This is a genomic window from Klenkia taihuensis (assembly GCF_900112525.1).
GTDB classification, from domain to species: Bacteria; Actinomycetota; Actinomycetes; order Mycobacteriales; family Geodermatophilaceae; genus Klenkia; species Klenkia taihuensis.
Genome location: NZ_FOMD01000001.1, coordinates 792,802 through 810,787 on the forward strand (window position 1 = coordinate 792,802; position 17,986 = coordinate 810,787).

Annotated in this window: 18 protein-coding genes; 13 read left to right on the plus strand and 5 right to left on the minus strand. The window is 74.2% G+C overall.

Annotated elements, in window-relative coordinates:
* Positions 1-46: 46 nt before the first annotated feature.
* Together BM158_RS22620 and BM158_RS03860 are read right to left on the minus strand one after the other, a co-directional pair.
* Positions 47-178 (minus strand): MFS transporter small subunit, encoded by a 132-nt coding sequence (locus BM158_RS22620; protein ID WP_268247899.1) that lies wholly within the window; start codon positions 176-178, stop codon positions 47-49.
* Positions 175-1,578, minus strand: coding sequence for an OFA family MFS transporter (locus tag BM158_RS03860; RefSeq protein WP_091554840.1), 1,404 nt, complete (start codon positions 1,576-1,578; stop codon positions 175-177). Before BM158_RS03860 ends, BM158_RS22620 begins: the two co-directional genes overlap by 4 nt.
* A gap of 182 nt (positions 1,579-1,760) precedes the next feature.
* On the opposite strand from BM158_RS03860, the gene BM158_RS03865 reads away from it, so the two are divergent.
* Genes BM158_RS03865 through purM form a run of 5 tightly spaced genes read left to right on the plus strand, consistent with a single transcriptional unit; the run spans position 1,761 to position 6,850 of the window.
* On the plus strand, positions 1,761-2,852 hold the full coding sequence (locus BM158_RS03865) for an S-(hydroxymethyl)mycothiol dehydrogenase (protein WP_091554842.1): 1,092 nt from the start codon (positions 1,761-1,763) through the stop codon (positions 2,850-2,852).
* Positions 2,849-3,457 carry an MBL fold metallo-hydrolase gene (locus tag BM158_RS03870; protein ID WP_091554843.1) on the plus strand — a complete coding sequence of 203 codons (609 nt, stop codon included), beginning with the start codon at positions 2,849-2,851 and terminating at the stop codon, positions 3,455-3,457. Before BM158_RS03865 ends, BM158_RS03870 begins: the two co-directional genes overlap by 4 nt.
* An 8-nt stretch (positions 3,458-3,465) precedes the next feature.
* Entirely contained in the window at positions 3,466-4,173 is a 708-nt protein-coding gene (locus BM158_RS03875) for a DUF72 domain-containing protein (RefSeq protein ID WP_278247558.1), read from the plus strand.
* 23 nt (positions 4,174-4,196) lie between these two features.
* Complete coding sequence (purF, locus tag BM158_RS03880) at positions 4,197-5,777, plus strand: amidophosphoribosyltransferase (protein ID WP_091554847.1); 1,581 nt, start codon at positions 4,197-4,199, stop codon at positions 5,775-5,777.
* A complete protein-coding gene (gene purM / locus BM158_RS03885) occupies positions 5,774-6,850 on the plus strand; it encodes a phosphoribosylformylglycinamidine cyclo-ligase (protein WP_091554849.1) in 1,077 nt (358 codons plus the stop codon). The genes purF and purM overlap by 4 nt, the downstream gene beginning before the upstream one ends.
* A 78-nt stretch (positions 6,851-6,928) precedes the next feature.
* On the opposite strand, the gene BM158_RS03890 is transcribed toward purM, so the two are convergent.
* Positions 6,929-7,141: a DUF3073 domain-containing protein gene (locus BM158_RS03890; protein WP_091554851.1), complete on the minus strand. Its 213-nt coding sequence runs from the start codon at positions 7,139-7,141 to the stop codon at positions 6,929-6,931.
* Between the two features lie 183 nt (positions 7,142-7,324).
* Positions 7,325-8,395: a Glu/Leu/Phe/Val family dehydrogenase gene (locus tag BM158_RS03895; RefSeq protein WP_091554853.1), complete on the minus strand. Its 1,071-nt coding sequence runs from the start codon at positions 8,393-8,395 to the stop codon at positions 7,325-7,327.
* 67 nt (positions 8,396-8,462) lie between these two features.
* Between BM158_RS03895 and BM158_RS03900 the strand changes: the two genes are divergently transcribed.
* The 5 genes from BM158_RS03900 to BM158_RS03920 all read left to right on the plus strand — a co-directional run bounded on the left by BM158_RS03900 (position 8,463) and on the right by BM158_RS03920 (position 13,534).
* Positions 8,463-9,224 carry a GntR family transcriptional regulator gene (locus BM158_RS03900; protein WP_191328564.1) on the plus strand — a complete coding sequence of 254 codons (762 nt, stop codon included), beginning with the start codon at positions 8,463-8,465 and terminating at the stop codon, positions 9,222-9,224.
* A 58-nt stretch (positions 9,225-9,282) separates the two neighbouring features.
* Positions 9,283-10,257, plus strand: a complete 975-nt coding sequence (locus BM158_RS03905; RefSeq protein WP_091554855.1) for a substrate-binding domain-containing protein — start codon at positions 9,283-9,285, stop codon at positions 10,255-10,257.
* Positions 10,254-11,297 carry an ABC transporter permease gene (locus BM158_RS03910; RefSeq protein ID WP_091554857.1) on the plus strand — a complete coding sequence of 348 codons (1,044 nt, stop codon included), beginning with the start codon at positions 10,254-10,256 and terminating at the stop codon, positions 11,295-11,297. The genes BM158_RS03905 and BM158_RS03910 overlap by 4 nt, the downstream gene beginning before the upstream one ends.
* The gene (locus BM158_RS03915; RefSeq protein ID WP_229827457.1) at positions 11,294-12,082 is read left to right on the plus strand and encodes an ATP-binding cassette domain-containing protein; all 789 of its coding nucleotides are present in this window, start codon (positions 11,294-11,296) and stop codon (positions 12,080-12,082) included. Before BM158_RS03910 ends, BM158_RS03915 begins: the two co-directional genes overlap by 4 nt.
* A 186-nt stretch (positions 12,083-12,268) precedes the next feature.
* Complete coding sequence (locus BM158_RS03920; protein ID WP_091554859.1) at positions 12,269-13,534, plus strand: peptidoglycan DD-metalloendopeptidase family protein; 1,266 nt, start codon at positions 12,269-12,271, stop codon at positions 13,532-13,534.
* 67 nt (positions 13,535-13,601) lie between these two features.
* Here the strand turns inward: BM158_RS03920 and BM158_RS03925 are convergent, their stop codons facing one another.
* Positions 13,602-14,132 carry a hypothetical protein gene (locus BM158_RS03925; protein ID WP_091554862.1) on the minus strand — a complete coding sequence of 177 codons (531 nt, stop codon included), beginning with the start codon at positions 14,130-14,132 and terminating at the stop codon, positions 13,602-13,604.
* A 65-nt stretch (positions 14,133-14,197) separates the two neighbouring features.
* Here BM158_RS03925 and BM158_RS03930 point away from each other — a divergent pair, with 65 nt between their 5' ends.
* From BM158_RS03930 to BM158_RS03940, 3 genes are read left to right on the plus strand one after another with little or no spacing between them, the layout of a single operon-like run.
* A complete protein-coding gene (locus BM158_RS03930) occupies positions 14,198-15,067 on the plus strand; it encodes an MBL fold metallo-hydrolase (protein ID WP_091554864.1) in 870 nt (289 codons plus the stop codon).
* Positions 15,064-16,374, plus strand: a complete 1,311-nt coding sequence (locus BM158_RS03935; protein WP_091554866.1) for a class I adenylate-forming enzyme family protein — start codon at positions 15,064-15,066, stop codon at positions 16,372-16,374. Before BM158_RS03930 ends, BM158_RS03935 begins: the two co-directional genes overlap by 4 nt.
* Positions 16,371-17,963, plus strand: coding sequence for a GMC family oxidoreductase (locus tag BM158_RS03940; protein ID WP_091554868.1), 1,593 nt, complete (start codon positions 16,371-16,373; stop codon positions 17,961-17,963). The genes BM158_RS03935 and BM158_RS03940 overlap by 4 nt, the downstream gene beginning before the upstream one ends.
* The last annotated feature ends 23 nt before the right edge of the window (positions 17,964-17,986 follow it).

The following is a 17,986-nucleotide window of genomic DNA, read 5'->3' on the forward strand; positions in this document are numbered from 1 at the left end:
CCCGCCCACCGCGGGGGTGGACGGGGCGCCGTGGCGTGCGGGTGGGTCAGCCGCCGGTGAACAGCGGGGCGGCGGTGATGACGGTGCGGACCAGGCCGTAGGCCAGCGGGATGCTGACCAGCAGCCAGGCCACGACGATCAGCAGGGTCGGGGTGCTGCTCCGGTTCGGCGAGCTCATCGGGCCGCGCTCCTCTCGGGGGTCGGGGTGGTGGTGCCCTTCGGCTCGTGCCACTTGCTGTCGACCGGGCGGACCAGCAGGTTCGCGACGAACCCGACGGCCAGCAGGCCGACCATGATGAACAGCGCGATCCGGTAGTCCGCGGCGACCAGCTGACCCGGGGTGCCCTGGGTGTCCAGCACGCCGTTGACGATCAGCGGCCCGGCCACGCCCGCGGCGGCCCACGCGGTGAGCAGCCGGCCGTGGATGGCGCCCACCTGGTAGGTGCCGAACAGGTCGCGCAGGTAGGCCGGGATGGTGGCGAACCCACCGCCGTAGAAGCTGATGATGATCGCGGCCAGCGCCACGAACAGCCAGGTCGCCGAGCTGCCGACGGTGGCCAGCGCGACGTAGAGCAGCAGCCCGACACCGAGGTAGACCATGTAGATCGGCTTGCGGCCGATCTTGTCCGACGTCGAGGACCAGACGAACCGGCCGGCCATGTTGAACAGCGACAGCAGGCCGACGAAGCCGGCACCGGCCGCGGCGGCCACCGTGGAGGCGTCGCCCTCGCGGAAGAAGTCCTGGATCATCGGGCTTGCCTGCTCGAGGATGCCGATCCCGGCGGTCACGTTGCAGAACAGCACGACCCACAGCAGCCAGAACTGCGGCGTCTTGATGGCGTTGGCGGCCGAGACGCTGTCGGTGGTGACCAGCGCCTTCTGCTTCACCGTCGAGGGGTCGAAGCCGTCAGGCTTCCAGTCGTCGGCCGGCACCCGCACGATGAACGCACCGAACATCATGTAGGCCAGGTAGACCATGCCCAGGGTGAGGAACAGCCCGGCCACCGCACCGCCGCTGGGGGTCGTGGCCGCGGTGCCGTCGTAGGCGGGGTCGTAGAAGCTCATCAGCTGCCGGGACAGCGGGGTGGCGATGAGAGCGCCGCCGCCGAAGCCCATGATCGCCATGCCGGTGGCCAGGCCCGGGCGGTCGGGGAACCACTTGATCAGCGTGGAGACCGGCGAGATGTAGCCGATGCCCAGGCCGATGCCGCCGAGCACGCCGTAGCCCAGGTACAGCAGCCACAGCTGGTCGGTCGCGATGCCCAGGGCACCGACCAGGAAGCCGGCGGACCAGAAGCAGGCCGAGGTGAACATCGCCGCGCGCGGGCCGTTGCGGTCGACCCAGGTGCCGAACAGCGCGGCGGAGAGCCCGAGCATCACGATGGCGATGGAGAAGACGACGCCGATCGAGGTCAGGCTGGCGTCGAAGTGCTCGACCAGGGCGGTCTTGTAGACGCTGGTCGCGTAGGCCTGCCCGATGCACAGGTGCACCGCGAGGGCGGCCGGTGGGATCAGCCACCGGTTGAACCCCGGCTTCGCGACGATGCGGTCGCGAGCCAGGAAGCCGGGAACGGCCACGAGGTCCTCCTGTCCGGGGTGGACCCCGGGATTGCTGGGCGCCCGCTGTGACGCGGGCCATGCCCGCGCGACGGTAGTGCGACGCGCAACCACCCGCGCGGCGAGCGAGACCGGATCGTCACCTGTCCGGAGGGTGGAAGCGGGGGCCCCGGCCCCGGACGGTGACCCATAGGCTCCGGTGCATGCCGTACGAGGTGCAGGGCGTCGTCGCCCTCAGCAAGGGAGCCCCCGTCAGTCTCGAGACGATCATCGTCCCCGACCCGGGTCCGGGTGAGGCGGTCGTCGACGTGCAGGCCTGCGGGGTCTGCCACACCGACCTGCACTACCGGGAGGGCGGCATCAACGACGAGTTCCCGTTCCTGCTCGGCCACGAGGCCGCCGGGGTGGTCTCGGCGATCGGCGAGGGCGTCACGAACGTCGCCGTCGGTGACTACGTGATCCTGAACTGGCGCGCGGTCTGCGGGCAGTGCCGGGCCTGCACCAAGGGCAAGCCCTGGTACTGCTTCGCCACCCACAACGCGGCCCAGAAGATGACGCTGGAGGACGGCACCGAGCTGTCCCCGGCGCTGGGCATCGGCGCGTTCGCCGAGAAGACCCTGGTCCACTCGGGCCAGTGCACCAAGGTCGACCCCGCCGCCAAGCCGGAGGCCGCCGGGCTGCTGGGCTGCGGCGTCATGGCCGGCGTCGGTGCCGCGATCAACACCGGCGGCGTGGGCCGCGGGGACACCGTGGCCGTCTTCGGCTGCGGCGGCGTGGGCGACGCGGCCATCGCCGGGGCGAAGCTGGCGGGTGCGGCGAAGGTGATCGCCGTCGACATCGACGACCGCAAGCTGGAGTGGGCGAAGGGCCTGGGCGCCACGCACACGGTGAACTCGAAGGAGACCGACGCGGTCGCCGCGATCAAGGAGCTCACCGGCGGGTTCGGCGTGGACGTCGCCATCGACGCGGTCGGGCACCCGGCGGTCTACCAGCAGGCCTTCGACGCCCGCGACCTCGCCGGCACCGTCGTCCTGGTCGGCGTCCCCAACCCGACCATGGAGATCACCCTGCCGCTGATCGACGTGTTCGGCCGCGGCGGCGCGCTGAAGTCCTCCTGGTACGGCGACTGCCTGCCCAGCCGCGACTTCCCGATGCTCATCGACCTGTACCTGCAGGGCCGCTTCGACCTCGACGCGTTCGTCTCCGAGACCATCGGCATCGGCGACGTCGAGGCCGCGTTCGAGAAGATGCACCACGGCGACGTGCTGCGCTCGGTCGTGGTGTTCGACAAGTGACGGTCTACATCGACAAGACCGTCGTCAGCGGGGTGTTCAGCCTCGACGGCCAGGACTTCGACGTGGACAACAACGTCTGGCTGGTCGGCGACGAGGAGACCGTCGTGGTCATCGACGCCCCGCACGACGCCGCGCCGATCCTGGAGGCCGTCGGGCCGCGCACGCTGGCCGCGATCGTGCTGACCCACGGGCACAACGACCACATCACCGCCGCGGTGGCGCTGCGCGAGGCCACCGGGGCACCGATCTGGTTCAACCCCGCCGACCGGATGCTCTGGGACGTCGTGCACCCCGACGCCGCCCCGGACCACGACCTCGTGGAGGGCACCACCTTCGACGTGGCCGGCACCCAGCTGGTCGCCATGCACACCCCCGGCCACTCGCCGGGCAGCACCTGCCTCTACGCCCCGGAGCTGGACACCGTCTTCACCGGCGACACCCTGTTCTGCGGCGGCCCGGGCGCCACCGGCCGGTCCTACAGCGACAAGCCGACGATCATCAACTCCATCCAGGAGCGGCTGCTCACCCTGCCCGGCGACACGGTCGTGAAGACCGGCCACGGCGACGACACCACCGTCGCGGCCGAGGTGGACAACATCCACTGAACGCCAGGATCGGCACCTCCGGCTGGAGCTACGACCACTGGGACGGCGTCCTCTACCCACCGGGGACGCCGTCCCGGGACCGGCTGGCGCACTACGTGGCCGAGTTCGACACCGTCGAGCTCAACGCCTCCTTCTACCGCTGGCCGCGCGACACCACCTTCGCCGGCTGGCGGCAGCGGCTGCCGCCGGGCTTCGCGATGAGCGTCAAGGCCGCCCGGGGCCTCACCCACGCCAAGCGGCTGTACGACCCGGAGACCTGGATCGGCCGGATGGCCGCCGGCTGGCACGAGCTCGCCGACCGCCGCGGCGTGCTGCTGGTGCAGCTGCGCCCCGACCACGAGCGGGACGACGACCGGCTGGCCTGGTTCCTGGGCCACCTGCCGCCGTGGCTGCGGGTGGCGGTCGAGCTGCGGCACCCCACCTGGCAGCACGACGACGTGTTCGACCTGCTCGCCCGGCACGGCGCGGCGTACTGCGTGGTCAGCGGCGCCGGCATCCCGTGCGTGCTGCGGGTGACCGCGCCCTTCGCCTACGTGCGCTGGCACGGCCCCGACCACGAGCACCTCTACGCCGGCTCCTACCCCGACGAGGACCTGCACTGGTGGGCCGACCGGATCCGGGAGTGGGGGAGCACCGAGGTGTTCGGCTACTTCAACAACGACGGCGAGGGGCACGCCGTCCGCAACGCCCGTCGGCTGCGGGAGCTGCTGCGCTGACCCCAGCCGGTACCCTCGGACCCGTGCCTCGCGGTGATGGACGGCTGACGCACGACCTCGACCCCCAGGACCTCGGACCCCAGGACGCCTGCGGCGTCTTCGGCGTCTGGGCGCCGGGGGAGGAGGTCGCCAAGCTCAGCTACTTCGGCCTGTACGCCCTGCAGCACCGCGGTCAGGAGGCGGCGGGCATCGCGGTGTCCGACGGCGCCTCCGTCGTGGTCTACAAGGACCTCGGCCTGGTCAGCCAGGTCTTCGACGAGTCGACGCTGTCCAGCCTGCGCGGCTTCCTCGCCGTCGGGCACACCCGCTACTCCACCACCGGGGCCTCCACCTGGGAGAACGCGCAGCCCACGTTCCGCACCACGGGTGCGGGCACCGGCATCGCGCTGTGCCACAACGGCAACCTGGTGAACACCGCGGAGCTGGCCAGCCGGGCCGCCGACGAGGGCGTCACCGGCGCGTTCGCCGCGACCACCGACTCCGACATCGTCACCGCGCTCATCGCCGCCCAGCGGGACCTCTCGGTCGAGGCGGCCGCGATGCAGGTGCTGCCCACCCTGCGCGGCGCGTTCAGCTTCGCGTTCATGGACGAGACCACCCTGTACGCCGCCCGCGACGCCCAGGGCGTGCGCCCGCTGGTGCTCGGCCGGCTCGAGCGCGGCTGGGTGGTGGCCAGCGAGACCGCTGCCCTGGACATCGTGGGCGCCTCCTTCGTCCGCGAGGTCGAGCCCGGCGAGCTGATCGCCATCGACGAGGACGGGCTGCGCTCCCAGCACTTCGCCCCGGCCGAGCCCAAGGGCTGCGTGTTCGAGTACGTCTACCTCGCCCGGCCCGACACCACGATCTCCGGCCGCGGCGTGCACGCCGCCCGGGTCGAGGTCGGTCGCCGGCTGGCCAAGGAGCACCCGGTCGAGGCCGACCTGGTCATCCCGGTCCCCGAGTCGGGCACCCCGGCCGCGGTCGGCTACGCCGAGGCCTCGGGCATCCCCTACGGCCTGGGCCTGGTCAAGAACAGCTACGTGGGCCGCACCTTCATCCAGCCCTCGCAGACCATCCGGCAGCTGGGCATCCGGCTCAAGCTCAACCCGCTGCGCGACGTCATCCGCGGCAAGCGGCTGGTCGTCGTCGACGACTCGATCGTGCGGGGCAACACCCAGCGCGCGCTGATCCGCATGCTGCGCGAGGCCGGGGCGGTCGAGGTGCACGTGCGCATTTCCTCCCCGCCGGTCAAGTGGCCCTGCTTCTACGGCATCGACTTCGCCTCCCGCGCCGAGCTGGTCGCCAACGGCCTGGACGTCGACGGCGTGCGCGCCTCCATCAACGCCGACTCGCTGGGCTACGTCAGCGAGGCCGGCCTCATCGCGGCCACCGAGCAGCCGGCCAACCGGCTGTGCACGGCCTGCTTCACCGGCGAGTACCCGATCCCGCTGGGCGAGCCCGAGGTGCTGGGCAAGCACGTGCTCGAGGGCATCACCAAGCGCACCCTGCCGGTCATCGACGACGTCGACCGGGAGGCCGCCCGCGCGGTGAGCGGCTGGACCGGCCAGCAGGCCGGCAGCCCCACCACCGCGGGTGGCGCCGACGACGCCCTCACCCGTCCATGACGGTCCCGCCCGACCACCCCGTGACCGAGGGCTTCACCTACGCCGCCTCCGGCGTCGACATCGACGCCGGCGAGCGGGCGGTCGCGCTGATGAAGGGCGCCGTGGAGGCGACCAACCGGCCCGAGGTGGTCGGCGGGCTGGGCGGCTTCGCCGGGCTGTTCGCCCTGGACGTGGCCAAGTACCGGCGACCGTTGCTGGCCTCCTCCACCGACGGCGTCGGCACCAAGATCGCACTGGCCCGCCAGCTCGACCGGCACGGCACCGTCGGCATCGACCTGGTCGCCATGTGCGTGGACGACCTGGTGGCCTGCGGCGCCGAGCCGCTGTTCCTGCAGGACTACGTCGCCTGCGGCACCGTCGTCCCCGAGCGGATCGCCGCGATCGTCACCGGCATCGCCGAGGGCTGTCGGCTGGCCGGTGCCTCCCTGGTCGGCGGGGAGACCGCCGAGCACGGCGACCTCATGGGCCCCGACGACTACGACCTGGCCGCCACCGCGGTCGGCGTGGTCGAGGCCGACGCGGTGCTCGGCCCCGAGCGGGTGCGCGAGGGCGACGTCGTGGTCGCCATGGCGTCCTCGGGGTTCCACTCCAACGGCTACTCCCTGGTCCGCCGGGTCGTCGCCGAGGCGGGCCTGGACCTGCACGCCACCCCGGCCGGGCTGGACCGCGAGCTGGGCACCGAGCTGCTGGAGCCCACCCGCATCTACGCGCTGGACTGCCTGGCCCTGGTGGGAGAGCTGGGCGTCGAGGGCGTGCACGCCTTCGCGCACATCACCGGCGGCGGGCTGGCCGGCAACGCCGCCCGCGTCGTCCCCGACGGCCTGGAGGCCGTGCTGGACCGCAGCACCTGGGCGTTGCCGGCCGCGGTGCAGCTGCTGGAGTCCCACGGCGTGCCGCGCACCGAGTCCGAGCGCGCGTTCAACTGCGGCGTCGGCATGGTCGCCGCCGTCGCCCCCGAGGTCGCCGACCGCGCGGTCGACCTGCTCACCGGCCGCGGGGTCCCGGCGTGGGTCGCCGGCACGGTGCAGACCGGCCCGGGCGGCTCGGCCCGGTTGGTCAGCGCCTACCGCTGAGCAGCACGACAGCACCGCCGTCCCGGGGGACGGCGGTGCTCGTGGTGGTGCGGTGCTGCTGTGGGTCGACGACCCCGGTCAGCGGCTGGCGACCCAGCCGTCGTCCGCGTCGTCGTCGTCGATCCACCGCGAGGCGATGTTGTCCTCGTCGTCGTCCTTGACCGCCGGGGCGGTGTAGGTCGACTGACCACCGAGTTCCCGCTGCAGCGCAGTCAGGTCGGTGGTGGGTGAGCTGTACTTGAGCTCACGGGCCACGCGTGTCTGCTTGGCCTTCGCTCGGCCGCGCCCCATGGCTCGACCCCCTCGTGACGGAGTGGCGGCCGTCCAGCACTGGGCTTGGACGGCCCGTGTGGCGACCCCGACTGAGTGATTGTGTCCGCTGACGAGCTTACGTCACGGATCGGAGCTCGGCACACGTCCGCTCCGCGCGTCCCCCGGACGGGCAGGTCAGCGGGCGCCGGGGTGACGGGCGTCTCACCGGGTGGCGGGCAACCGGATGGTCGACAAGCGGCCCACCGACCGCATCCGCTCCTCGGCCAGCCGGTCGGCCGCGACCGCGGGGGACACGCCCTCGGCGTCGGCGGCGGCGAAGACCTGCAACGCGACGTCGCGGATGGTGGCGGCCTTGGCCTCGGCGCGGGCGAAGGAGAACCCGTGCCGCTCGTCCTCCACCTGCACCACGCCGCCGGCGTTCACCAGGTAGTCGGGGGCGTAGAGGATGCCGCGGTCGGCCAGTGCCTGCGCGGTGCCGTCGTGGGCCAGCTGGTTGTTCGCCCCGCCGCACACGACCTCCGCCGGCAGGACGGCGACCGTCTCGTCGTCCAGCGCCCCGCCCAGTGCGCACGGGGAGTAGACGTCGTGCGGGGTGCGCACCAGCTCGGCGGTGTCGGCCACCGCCTGCACCCCCGGGTGCAAGGCCAGCACCCGCTCGACCGCGGCGGCGTCCACGTCGGTCACCACGACCGAGGCGCCGTCCTCGACCAGGGAGTCGACCAGCCAAGAGCCCACCTTGCCCACGCCGGCCACCGCGACGGTGCGCCCGGCCAGGCTGGGGGAGCCCCAGCGGTGCTGGGCGGCGGCGCGCATGCCCTGGAACACGCCGAACGCGGTGAGCACCGAGGAGTCCCCGCACCCGCCGACGGCCAGCGACCGGCCGTGCGCGAACCGGGTCTCCCGGCCGACGACGTCGAGGTCGGCGTTGTACGTGCCCACGTCGCAGGCGGTGAGGTAGCGCCCGCCGAGGGCCTCCACGAAGCGGCCGTAGGCGCGCAGCAGCGCTTCGGTCTTGTGCACCTTCGGGTCGCCGATGATGACGCCCTTGCCGCCGCCGAGGTCCAGGCCGGCCAGGCTGTTCTTGTAGGACATCGCGCGGGAGAGGGCCAGCGCGTCGGCGACGGCTGCCTCCTCGGTCGGGTAGGGGAAGAACCGCGTGCCGCCGAGGGCCGGCCCGAGGGCCGTGGAGTGGATCGCGATGACCGCGCGCAGCCCGCTCTCCCGGTCGCTGCAGAAGACCACCTGTTCGTGCCCGGAGGCGAGGATGTCCACGTCCGGGAGCCTACGAGCCGGGTCCGTGCCACTGTGTGGCCCAGGTCGCAGAGGGAGGATCCACACCATGAGGACCGGCGACGGCGTCCCCGACCCGGTCGCCGGGCTGCGGCTGGACCGCTCCAGCCCGGTCCCGCTGCACCGGCAGGTCGCCCAGTGGCTGGAGGCCGGCATCGCCTCGGGCCGGCTGCCCCCGGGCACCCGGCTGGACAACGAGGTCGCCCTCGCCGACTCCCTCGGGCTGTCCCGGCCGACCCTGCGGCAGGCCATGCGCTACCTGGTGGAGAAGGGCCTCATCGTCCGCCGGCGCGGCGCGGGCACCCGGGTCGGCCAGCCGCTGGACCTGCCCGCCCCCGTGCCCGACAGCAGCTACGACGAGCTGCGCCGGGCCGACCAGGAGCCCACCACCCGGGTGCTCTCGCTGACCACGGGGCCCGCCGACCCGGGCACCGCGCGCACCCTCGCCGTCCCGGCCGGCTCCGACGTCCTCACCGTCGAGCGGCTGCGCGCCGTCGACGGCGCGCCGATCGCCCGGCTGACCAACTGGCTGCGCGTCGGCCTGCTGGACCTCGACGCCGGCGGGCTCGAGCACACCGGGCTCTACGCGACCATCCGGGACGCCGGGATCGACCTGCACGCCGCCCGGCAGGTCATCGGCGCGCGGCCCGCGACGGAGCCGGAGGCCGAGCTGCTGGGCATCGAGACCGGCGGGATCCTGCTGACGATGGAGCGCACCACCTACGACCAGCACGGCACCCCGGTCGAGCACGGACGGCACGTCTACGTCGCGGCTCGGTGGTCCTTCGAGATGAGCCTGCTGACCCCCTGAGCGCGGGGCATACATACTGATTGCTTTGGCAGGTCCCCATCGCGAGGAGAAGCACCACATGCGCATCACCCGATCGGCCGGCGTGCTCGCCGTCGCCGGCGTCCTGGCCCTGGCCGGGTGCAGCGGCACCGGCCAGGAGGACTCTTCCGGCGAGGGCTCCGCGGCCGCCACGGACCTCGACATCGCGGTCATCACCCACGGCGCCCCCGGCGACTCGTTCTGGGACGTCGTCCGCTCCGGCGCCGACCAGGCCGCCACCGACCTCGGCGTCACCGTCGACTACAACAGCGACCCCGACCCCACCCGGCAGGCCGAGCTGATCGACAACGCCGTCTCCCAGGGCGTGGACGGCATCGTGGTCTCGATGGCCAACCCCGACGGCCTGCGCGACTCGGTCGAGGCCGCCGTCGCCGCCGGCATCCCGGTCATCACCATCAACTCCGGGCAGCAGCAGTCGGCCGAGTTCGGCGCCATCACCCACGTCGGGCAGGACGAGACCACCGCCGGCGAGGCGGTCGGCAACCGGCTGAACGAGGAGGGGCAGACCGGCAAGGTGCTCTGCGTCATCCACGAGGCCGGCAACGTGGGCCTGGAGGACCGCTGCTCGGCGGTCGCCGCGACCTACGGCGGCACCGTGGAGAACCTGCAGGTCGACGGCACCGACACCGCGCAGGTGCAGGACACGGTCCTGTCCAAGCTGCAGTCGGACCCCAGCGTCTCCGTCGTGCTGGCGCTGCAGGGCCAGGTCGCGGTCGCGGCCGTCTCGGCCACCGCCGACGCCGGGTCCTCGGCCGAGGTCGACACCTTCGACATCTCGAAGGACGTCACCGACGCCATCTCCGCCGGCGACATCACCTTCGCCGTGGACCAGCAGCCCTACCTGCAGGGCTACCTGCCGGTGTCGTTCCTGCAGCTCTACGCGTCGAACGGGAACGTCGTCGGCGGCGGCCAGCCGGTCAACTCCGGCCCGGCCTTCGTCACCTCCGACAACGTGGACGACGTCGCCCGGTACGCCGCCAACGGCACCCGGTGACCACCACCGCCCCGGCCCGGGACGCCGACCGCGAGGCGGCGCCCACCGGGCGGGCCACCCGTGTGCTCCGTCGTCCCGAGGTCGGGGCGGCCGTGGCGGCCCTGGCCGTCCTGGTGTTCTTCACCGTCGTCGCCGAGCAGTTCCTCACCCCGTCGGGCGTCGGCACCTGGCTGAACTCGGCGTCCCGGTTCGGGATCATGGCCGTCGCGGTCGCGATGCTCATGATCGGCGGCGAGTTCGACCTCTCCGCCGGCGCGATGACCGGCGCCACCGGCCTGCTGGTCGGGGTCACCACCACCGGCTACGGCCTCAACGTGTGGGTGGCCGTGCTGCTCGCGCTGGTCGTGGCGCTGGCCATCGGTGCGCTCAACGGGTTCCTCGTGATGCGCACCGGGCTGCCGAGCTTCATCGTCACGCTCGGCACGTTCTTCGTGCTGCAGGGCATCGACCTCGCGCTGGTCAAGCTGGTCTACGGCCAGGTCGCCGTGCAGGGCTTCTCCGACGTGCCGTTCTTCGACTCCGTCCGGCCCTTCTTCGGCGGGGTCATCAAGGTCGGCGGGGCCAGCATCTCGGTCTCCGTGCTGTGGTTCCTCGCCGTCACCGCGGTCGCCACCCTGGTGCTGCTGCGCACCCGCGCCGGCAACTGGGTGTTCGCGGTCGGCGGGGCGCAGGCCAGCGCCCGGGCGACCGGCGTCCCGGTGGCCCGCACCAAGATCGGCCTGTTCATGACGACGGCGGGCGCGGGCTGGCTGGTCGGCATGATCAGCCTGTTCCAGTCCTCGACCGTGCAGAGCTCCACCGGTGTGGGCGACGAGTTCATCTACATCATCTGCGCCGTGGTCGGCGGCTGCCTGCTCACCGGCGGCTACGGCTCGGCGATCGGCGCGGCGCTGGGCGCGCTGATCTACGGCATGACCCGGCAGGGCGTGGTGTACGCCGGCTGGGACTCCAACTGGCTCTACGCCTTCCTCGGCGTGATGCTGCTGGCCGCCGTCCTGGTCAACAACTGGGTGCGGCAGCGGGCGGAGCGGCTGCGGTGAGCGCGCTGATCGAGGTCACCGACCTGGGCAAGACCTACGGCAGCGTGGTGGCGCTGCAGGGCGTGACCACCTCCGTGCGCGCCGGCGAGGTCACCTGCGTGCTCGGCGACAACGGCGCCGGCAAGTCCACCTTCATCAAGATCCTCTCGGGGGCGCACGAGCACACCGAGGGCAGCTTCCGGGTCGACGGCGTCGAGCAGCACATGGCCAGCCCGCGCGACGCGCTGGCCCTGGGCATCGCGACGGTCTACCAGGACCTCGCCGTCGTCCCGCTGATGCCGGTGTGGCGGAACTTCTTCCTGGGCTCCGAGCCCCGGAAGGGGCCCTTCCGGATGCTGGACGTCGACCTGATGAAGCGGACGACGAAGGACGAGCTCGCCGCGATGGGCATCGACCTGCGCGACGTCGACCAGCCGATCGGCACGCTGTCCGGCGGCGAGCGGCAGTGCGTGGCCATCGCCCGGGCGGTGCACTTCGGTGCGCGGGTGCTCATCCTGGACGAGCCCACCGCGGCGCTGGGCGTCAAGCAGTCCGGCGTGGTGCTGCGCTACATCGCGGCGGCGCGGGAGCGTGGGCTGGGCGTCGTGTTCATCACCCACAACCCGCACCACGCCTACCCGGTGGGCGACCGGTTCCTGGTGCTGCGGCGGGGCCGGAGCATCGCCGACCGGGTCAAGGACGACATCACCCGCGACGAGCTGGTCGAGCTGATGGCCGGCGGGGCCGAGCTGGAGGCGCTGGGCCACGAGCTGGAGCGCGCCCCGGGGGTCGACCCGGTCGTCTGAGACCGGTCCGGGCCCGGCGTTCAAGTCGGGGCGGTCCCGTGTCGATGGGACAGGGACAACGGAACGGGCCGAAGGTTCGTGACGGACTGGTCCCAGGCCGCCCCGGCGTGTTGCGCATGTGACTCGTGGGGCGGGTGGGACAGTCCATCGGCTCGCCCGCCATCCCTCTTCCCCAGGGAGCGCTCCATGTCGCAGCACCCGCTGCGTGCCCTGCTCGTCGCCTCGGTGACGGCTGCCGCCGTCGCGCTGGGCGCCGCGCCCGCACTGGCCGCGCCGCCGGCGCCGGGCAACCCGAGCGACGGCGAGATCACCGCGGCGCAGGCCGCCCAGGACGCCGCCGCCGCCGAGGTGGGCCGGATCGCCGGTCTGGTGGCCGCCGCGGAGTCGCAGCTGCAGCAGGTGCAGGTGCAGGCCGAGTCCGCCGGCATCGCTTACGAGGCCGCGCAGGAGGCGCTGGCGCAGGCCCAGGCCGCCGCCCAGGAGACCGCCGCGCAGCTGGCCGCGGCCACCGAGCAGGTCACCGCCGCGCAGGGCCGCATCTCGACCTTCTCCCGCGACAGCTACATGAACGGGGCCGCGCTCACCAGCGAGGTCGTGCTGCTCGACGTCGACGGCCCCGGGGAGCTCGTGCAGCGCGCCGCGATGCTGGAGTGGGTGGCCGACAACCAGCTCGACGTGCTCGGCGACCTGGAGGCCGCGCAGCTGGTGCAGGCCAACGCCGACTCCGCCGCCCGGCAGGCGGTCGACCAGCAGTCGGCCGCCGAGCGGGCCGCCGCCGACGCCAAGGCGGCCTCCGACGCCCAGGTGGCGGTCCAGCAGTCCGCCTACGCCGAGGTGAGCGCGCAGAAGGCGAGCTACGACGCCCAGCTGCAGGCCGCCCAGGTGCAGCTGCTGTCGCTGCAGGGCGCCCGCAACGCCTACCAGGCCTGGCTGGACCAGCGGGCCGCCGAGGAGGCCGCCGCCGCGCGTGCCCAGCAGCAGGCCGCCGCCGCCGCGGCCGCCGCGGCCGCCGGGGCCCGGAACGCGCCGTCCGCCTCCGGGGCGCAGGCCGGCTACGTGCTGCCCGCCGCCGGGCGGACGAGCAGCTGCTACGGCTCCCGCTGGGGGACCACGCACTTCGGCGTGGACATCGCCGCCCCGATCGGCACCCCGGTCTACGCCGCCACCTCGGGCGTCGTGCAGCGCGCCGGTGCGGCCACCGGCTTCGGCCAGGCCGTCTACGTGCTGGGCTCCGACGGCGCGGTGACCGTCTACGGCCACGTCAGCCGCTACTACGTGCGCGCCGGGGACCGGGTGCAGGCCGGCGAGCAGATCGCCGACGTCGGCAACGAGGGCCAGTCCACCGGGCCGCACCTGCACTTCGAGGTGCACCCCAGCGGCGCGATGTACAGCGGCGCGGTCGACCCGGTGCCGTGGATGTCGGCCCGCGGCGTGGTGATCCGCGGCTGCTGAACCCCTCCCCGCACGACGGAGGCCCGGTCCCTGGTGGGACCGGGCCTCCGCGGCGTGGGAGGTGGGGTCAGCTGGTGGGGGAGGCCGACTCCGTGCTGCCCAGCGCGCCACCGCAGTTGGCGGCCACGTAGGACTGGATCTCCGTCTGCGCCGGGCCCGCGGAGGTCTGCAGCTGGTTCACCTGGTCGAGGAAGGCCTGCTGGCCCTCGGGGGTGTTCAGGTCCAGGCCCTGGATGCTGGTCGCCAGCTGCTGGACCGCCGAGGTCGCGGAGCCCCAGGCGTCGGCGATCTCGGCCGGCGGCTCGATGGCGGTCAGCCGGGAGGCGGCGTCGGAGAACAGGCCCGGGATGGCCGAGGGGTCGGCGGTGGCGGTGACCGCGTTCTCCAGGTCGGTGAAGGCGTCCTGCGCGTCGGTGCAGAAGGCCTCGTCGTCGGGGTCGGTCGAGCCGGAGGTCTCGGCGGCGCTGCTGCTGGTCGCCGCGGACGAGGAGGAGCTGGTGGAGGCGGCGGTGTCGTCCGAGCCGCCGCCGCACGCGGTGAGCAGGGCCAGGGAGGCGGCCCCGGCCAGGGCGGTCTTCAGGGGGGTCGTCAGGCGCATGGGGCCACGCTACGGACCACCGGCACGCGCGGCCCGCACATCGGCCGGGTGTCTAGAGTCCGGCTGTGGACGCCCCCGTCGACCCCCGCCGGTCCTGGACGCTGCCGGCCCCCGGCGACCTGCCCCGGGTGGCCGAGCCGGAGCCGCTGGTCACCCGCGTGCTGGCCCCCAACCCGTCGCCGATGACGCTGGACGGCACCAACACCTACGTCGTGGGTGCCCCCGGCAGCGGGCAGGCCGTGCTGGTCGACCCCGGGCCGGACGACGCCGCGCACCTGGCCGCGGTGCAGGAGGTGCTGGCCGCCCGCGACGCCGAGGTGGTCGGCGTGCTCGTCACCCACCACCACGGCGACCACGCCGAGGCCGCGCTGCCGTGGGCGGCGCGGTTCGGGGTGCAGGTGGCCGCGGGCAGCGGGGACGTCGCCGGGCCCGACGGCCGGGTGCTCGCCGACGGCGACGCGGTGGTGCTGGCCGGCACCCGGCTGGACGTCGTCGCCACGCCGGGGCACACCCGGGACCACCTGGCCTTCCGCACGGAGAGCGGGTCGGTGCTGGTCGGTGACCACGTGCTGGGCCGCGGGACGTCGGTGCTCGCCCACCCGGAGGGCGACGTGCTGGCCTACCTGGACTCGCTGCGCCGGGTGCACCGGCTGGGCCCCTCGGCGCTGTACTGCGGGCACGGCCCGGAGCTGACCGAGGACGTCGGCGCGGTGCTGGAGTTCTACGCCGCCCACCGGGCCCACCGCGAGTGGCAGCTGCTGGACGCGCTCCGGCCGGGGGCGCGCACGGTGGAGCAGCTGGTCGCGCACGTCTACGCCGAGGTGCCGCGGGCGGTGTGGCCGGCCGCCGAGCAGTCGACCCGGGCCACCCTGGCGAAGCTGTCGGCCACCGGCCAGGTGGTGCGCGGCGCCGGGGACAGCTGGCGGCTGGCATGAGCGGGCCCGGCACGGTGCCCGTCGTCCGGGCCGCGGACAGCGAGGCCGACCAGCGGCGGGTGGCCGGCGAGCTGCGGGCCCGGGGCGTCGGGCGCGGGGAGCGGCTCGTGGTCAGCGCGGCCGCCTCGCCGGAGCTGCTCGCCGTCGTCCTGGGGGCGCTGCGCTCCGGCGTCGTCCCGGTGGTGCTCGACCCGGCCCTGCCCGCCGCCGAGCGGGCCGCGCTCGTCGAGGACGCCGACCCGGCGCTGGACGTCGGCGACGACCCCGGGCAGCTCCTGGGCCACGCCGTCGGCGACCTCGCCCCGTTCCCGCTGGCGCGACCGATGCACTACACCTCGGGCACCACCGGCCGGCGCAAGGGCGTGTGGTCCGGGGTGCTGCCCGACGACGACGCCCGCGCGCTGGCCCGCGAGGAGATCGACCTCTGGGGCCTCACCGCCGCCGACCGGTACCTGCAGCTGTCCCCGCTGCACCACTCCGCGCCGCTGCGCTTCGCCGTGCACACCCTGCTGGCCGGTGGCGAGGTGCTGCTCCCGGGCCCCTTCGACGCCGCCCGCGCCGCGCGCACCATCACCGAGCAGCGACCGACCACCACGTTCTGCGTGCCCACCCACCTGCTGCGGCTGCTGCGCGAGGACGTCGACTGGTCGAGCTTCCGGCTGCTCGCCCACGCCGGGGCGCCCTGCCCGGAGCCCACCAAGCGGGCGGTGCTGGCGGCGCTGCCCGACGGCGCGGTGCAGGAGTTCTACGGCTCCACCGAGGTGCAGTTCACCGTCTGCACCACCGAGGACTGGCTGGCGCACCCGGGCAGCGTCGGCCGCGCCCGCCCCGGCCGGCGGCTGACCACCGACGAGCGCGGCCAGCTGTGGTGCGAGGTGCCCCGGTGGGCCCGCTTCGAGTACTGGCGCGCCCCGGAGAAGACCGCGGCCGCCTGGGACGGCGACCGGGTCACCGTCGGCGACCTCGGCCGGGTGGACGACGACGGCACCGTCTGGCTGGACGGCCGGCGCGAGGACCTGGTCATCTCCGGCGGGGTCAACGTCTACCCCGCCGAGGTCGAGGCGGTGCTCGACGGCCACCCCGACGTGGTGGAGTCCGCCGTCTTCGGGGTGCCCGACGACGAGTGGGGCCAGCGGGTGGTCGCCGCCTACGTCGGCCCGGTGGCCCCCGACGAGCTGTCGGCGTGGGCCCGGGAACGGCTGGCCCCGGCCAAGCGGCCCAAGGCGGTGCACCGCCTCGACGACCTGCCGCGCACCTCCACCGGCAAGGTGCGCCGCCTCGACCTGCCCGGGGTCCTCGGGCTGTGACCGGGGAGCACGACGTGGTCGTGGTCGGCGCGGGCTCGGCCGGGTGCGCGCTGGCGGCCCGGCTGGTGGACGCCGGCCGGCGGGTGCTGCTGTTGGAGGCCGGCGCCGACCACCGCGCCCCCGAGGACTTCCCGGCCACCATCCGGGACGCCGCGACCATGGGCGCCGCCGTCCCCGGCCACCCGGCGAACTGGGACCTCACCGGCGAGCTGGTCGACGGCGTGCGCTGGCCGGTGCCGCGCGGCCGGGTCGTCGGCGGGTCCAGCGCGCTCAACGGCACCTACTTCATCCGCGCGACCCGCGAGGACTGCGACGGCTGGGCCGCCCGCGGCAACGACCTGTGGTCGCACGCCGCGCTGCTGCCCTCCTTCGAGCGCAGCGAGGCCGACCCGCTGCACGGCACCACCGGGCCGGTGCCGGTCAGCCGCACCACCGACCCGCACCCGGTCACCGACGCCTTCACCGCCGCGTGCCGGGAGCTGGGCTTCCCGGCCGAGCCGGACAAGAACGGCGACGCCCCGCCCGGGGTGGGCCCGGTGCCGGTCAACGTGCGCGACGGCGTCCGGGTGAACACCGCGATGGCCTACCTGTCCCCGCGCCGGGGGCACCCCGGGCTCACCGTGCGCGGCGGCAGCCCGGTCGTCCGGGTGCTGGTCGAACGCGGGCGGGCGGTCGGCGTCCGGTGCGCCGACGGGACCGAGCACCGGGCCGCCGAGGTGGTGCTGTCGGCCGGTGCGGTCGGCTCGCCGCACCTGCTGCTGCTGTCGGGCATCGGCCCGGCCCACCAGCTGCGGGCGCTCGGCGTCGACGTGCTGGTCGACGCGCCCGGGGTGGGGGCGGACTTCACCGACCACCCCGACCTCTACGTCACCTACGCGCCGGCCCGCCGCACGCCGATGCCGCGCGGGATGCTGCCGCTGACCACGGCGCTGAACACCGCCGACCACCTCGAGGTCATGCCCTGGCTCAAGCCGTTCTCGAAGGTGATGCTGGACCGCTCGCTGGGTGGGGCGCTGTCCGGGCTGGCCGAGGTGCTGCGCCGGCCCGCGGCCACGCTGCGCGCGGTCCGGCACGCCGACCTGCGCAAGGTGCTGCAGCACGCCCGCACCCGCGACGACCTCTACCTCGGCGTCGCGCTGCAGGCCGAGGAGAGCCGGGGGCGGATCAGCCTGACCAGCACCGACCCGGCCGTGCAGCCCCGGATCGAGTACCGGTACCTGTCCACCGGCGGCGACCGGCGCCGGATGCGGGAGGCGGTCCGGCTGGCCGCCGACCTGCTCGCCACCCGCGCGATGTCCCCGCTGGTGGCCGCGCGGACCGACCTGCCCGACCACGTGCTGCGCGACGACGCCGCGCTGGACGCCTGGACCCGGGCCCACCTGGCCACCGCGGTCCACCTCGCCGGCAGCGCCCGGATGGGCCCGGACGACGACCCGGGCGCCGTCGTCGACCAGCACCTGCGGGTCCGCGGCGTCGAGGGCCTGCGGGTGGCCGACACCTCCGTGCTGCCCACCGTGCCCACGCGCGGACCCGCCGCCACCGCCGTCGCCGTGGGGGAACGTGCCGCAGAGCTGGTGTGCACGGCCTGAGCGCCCGCCGCGCCGTATCCTGC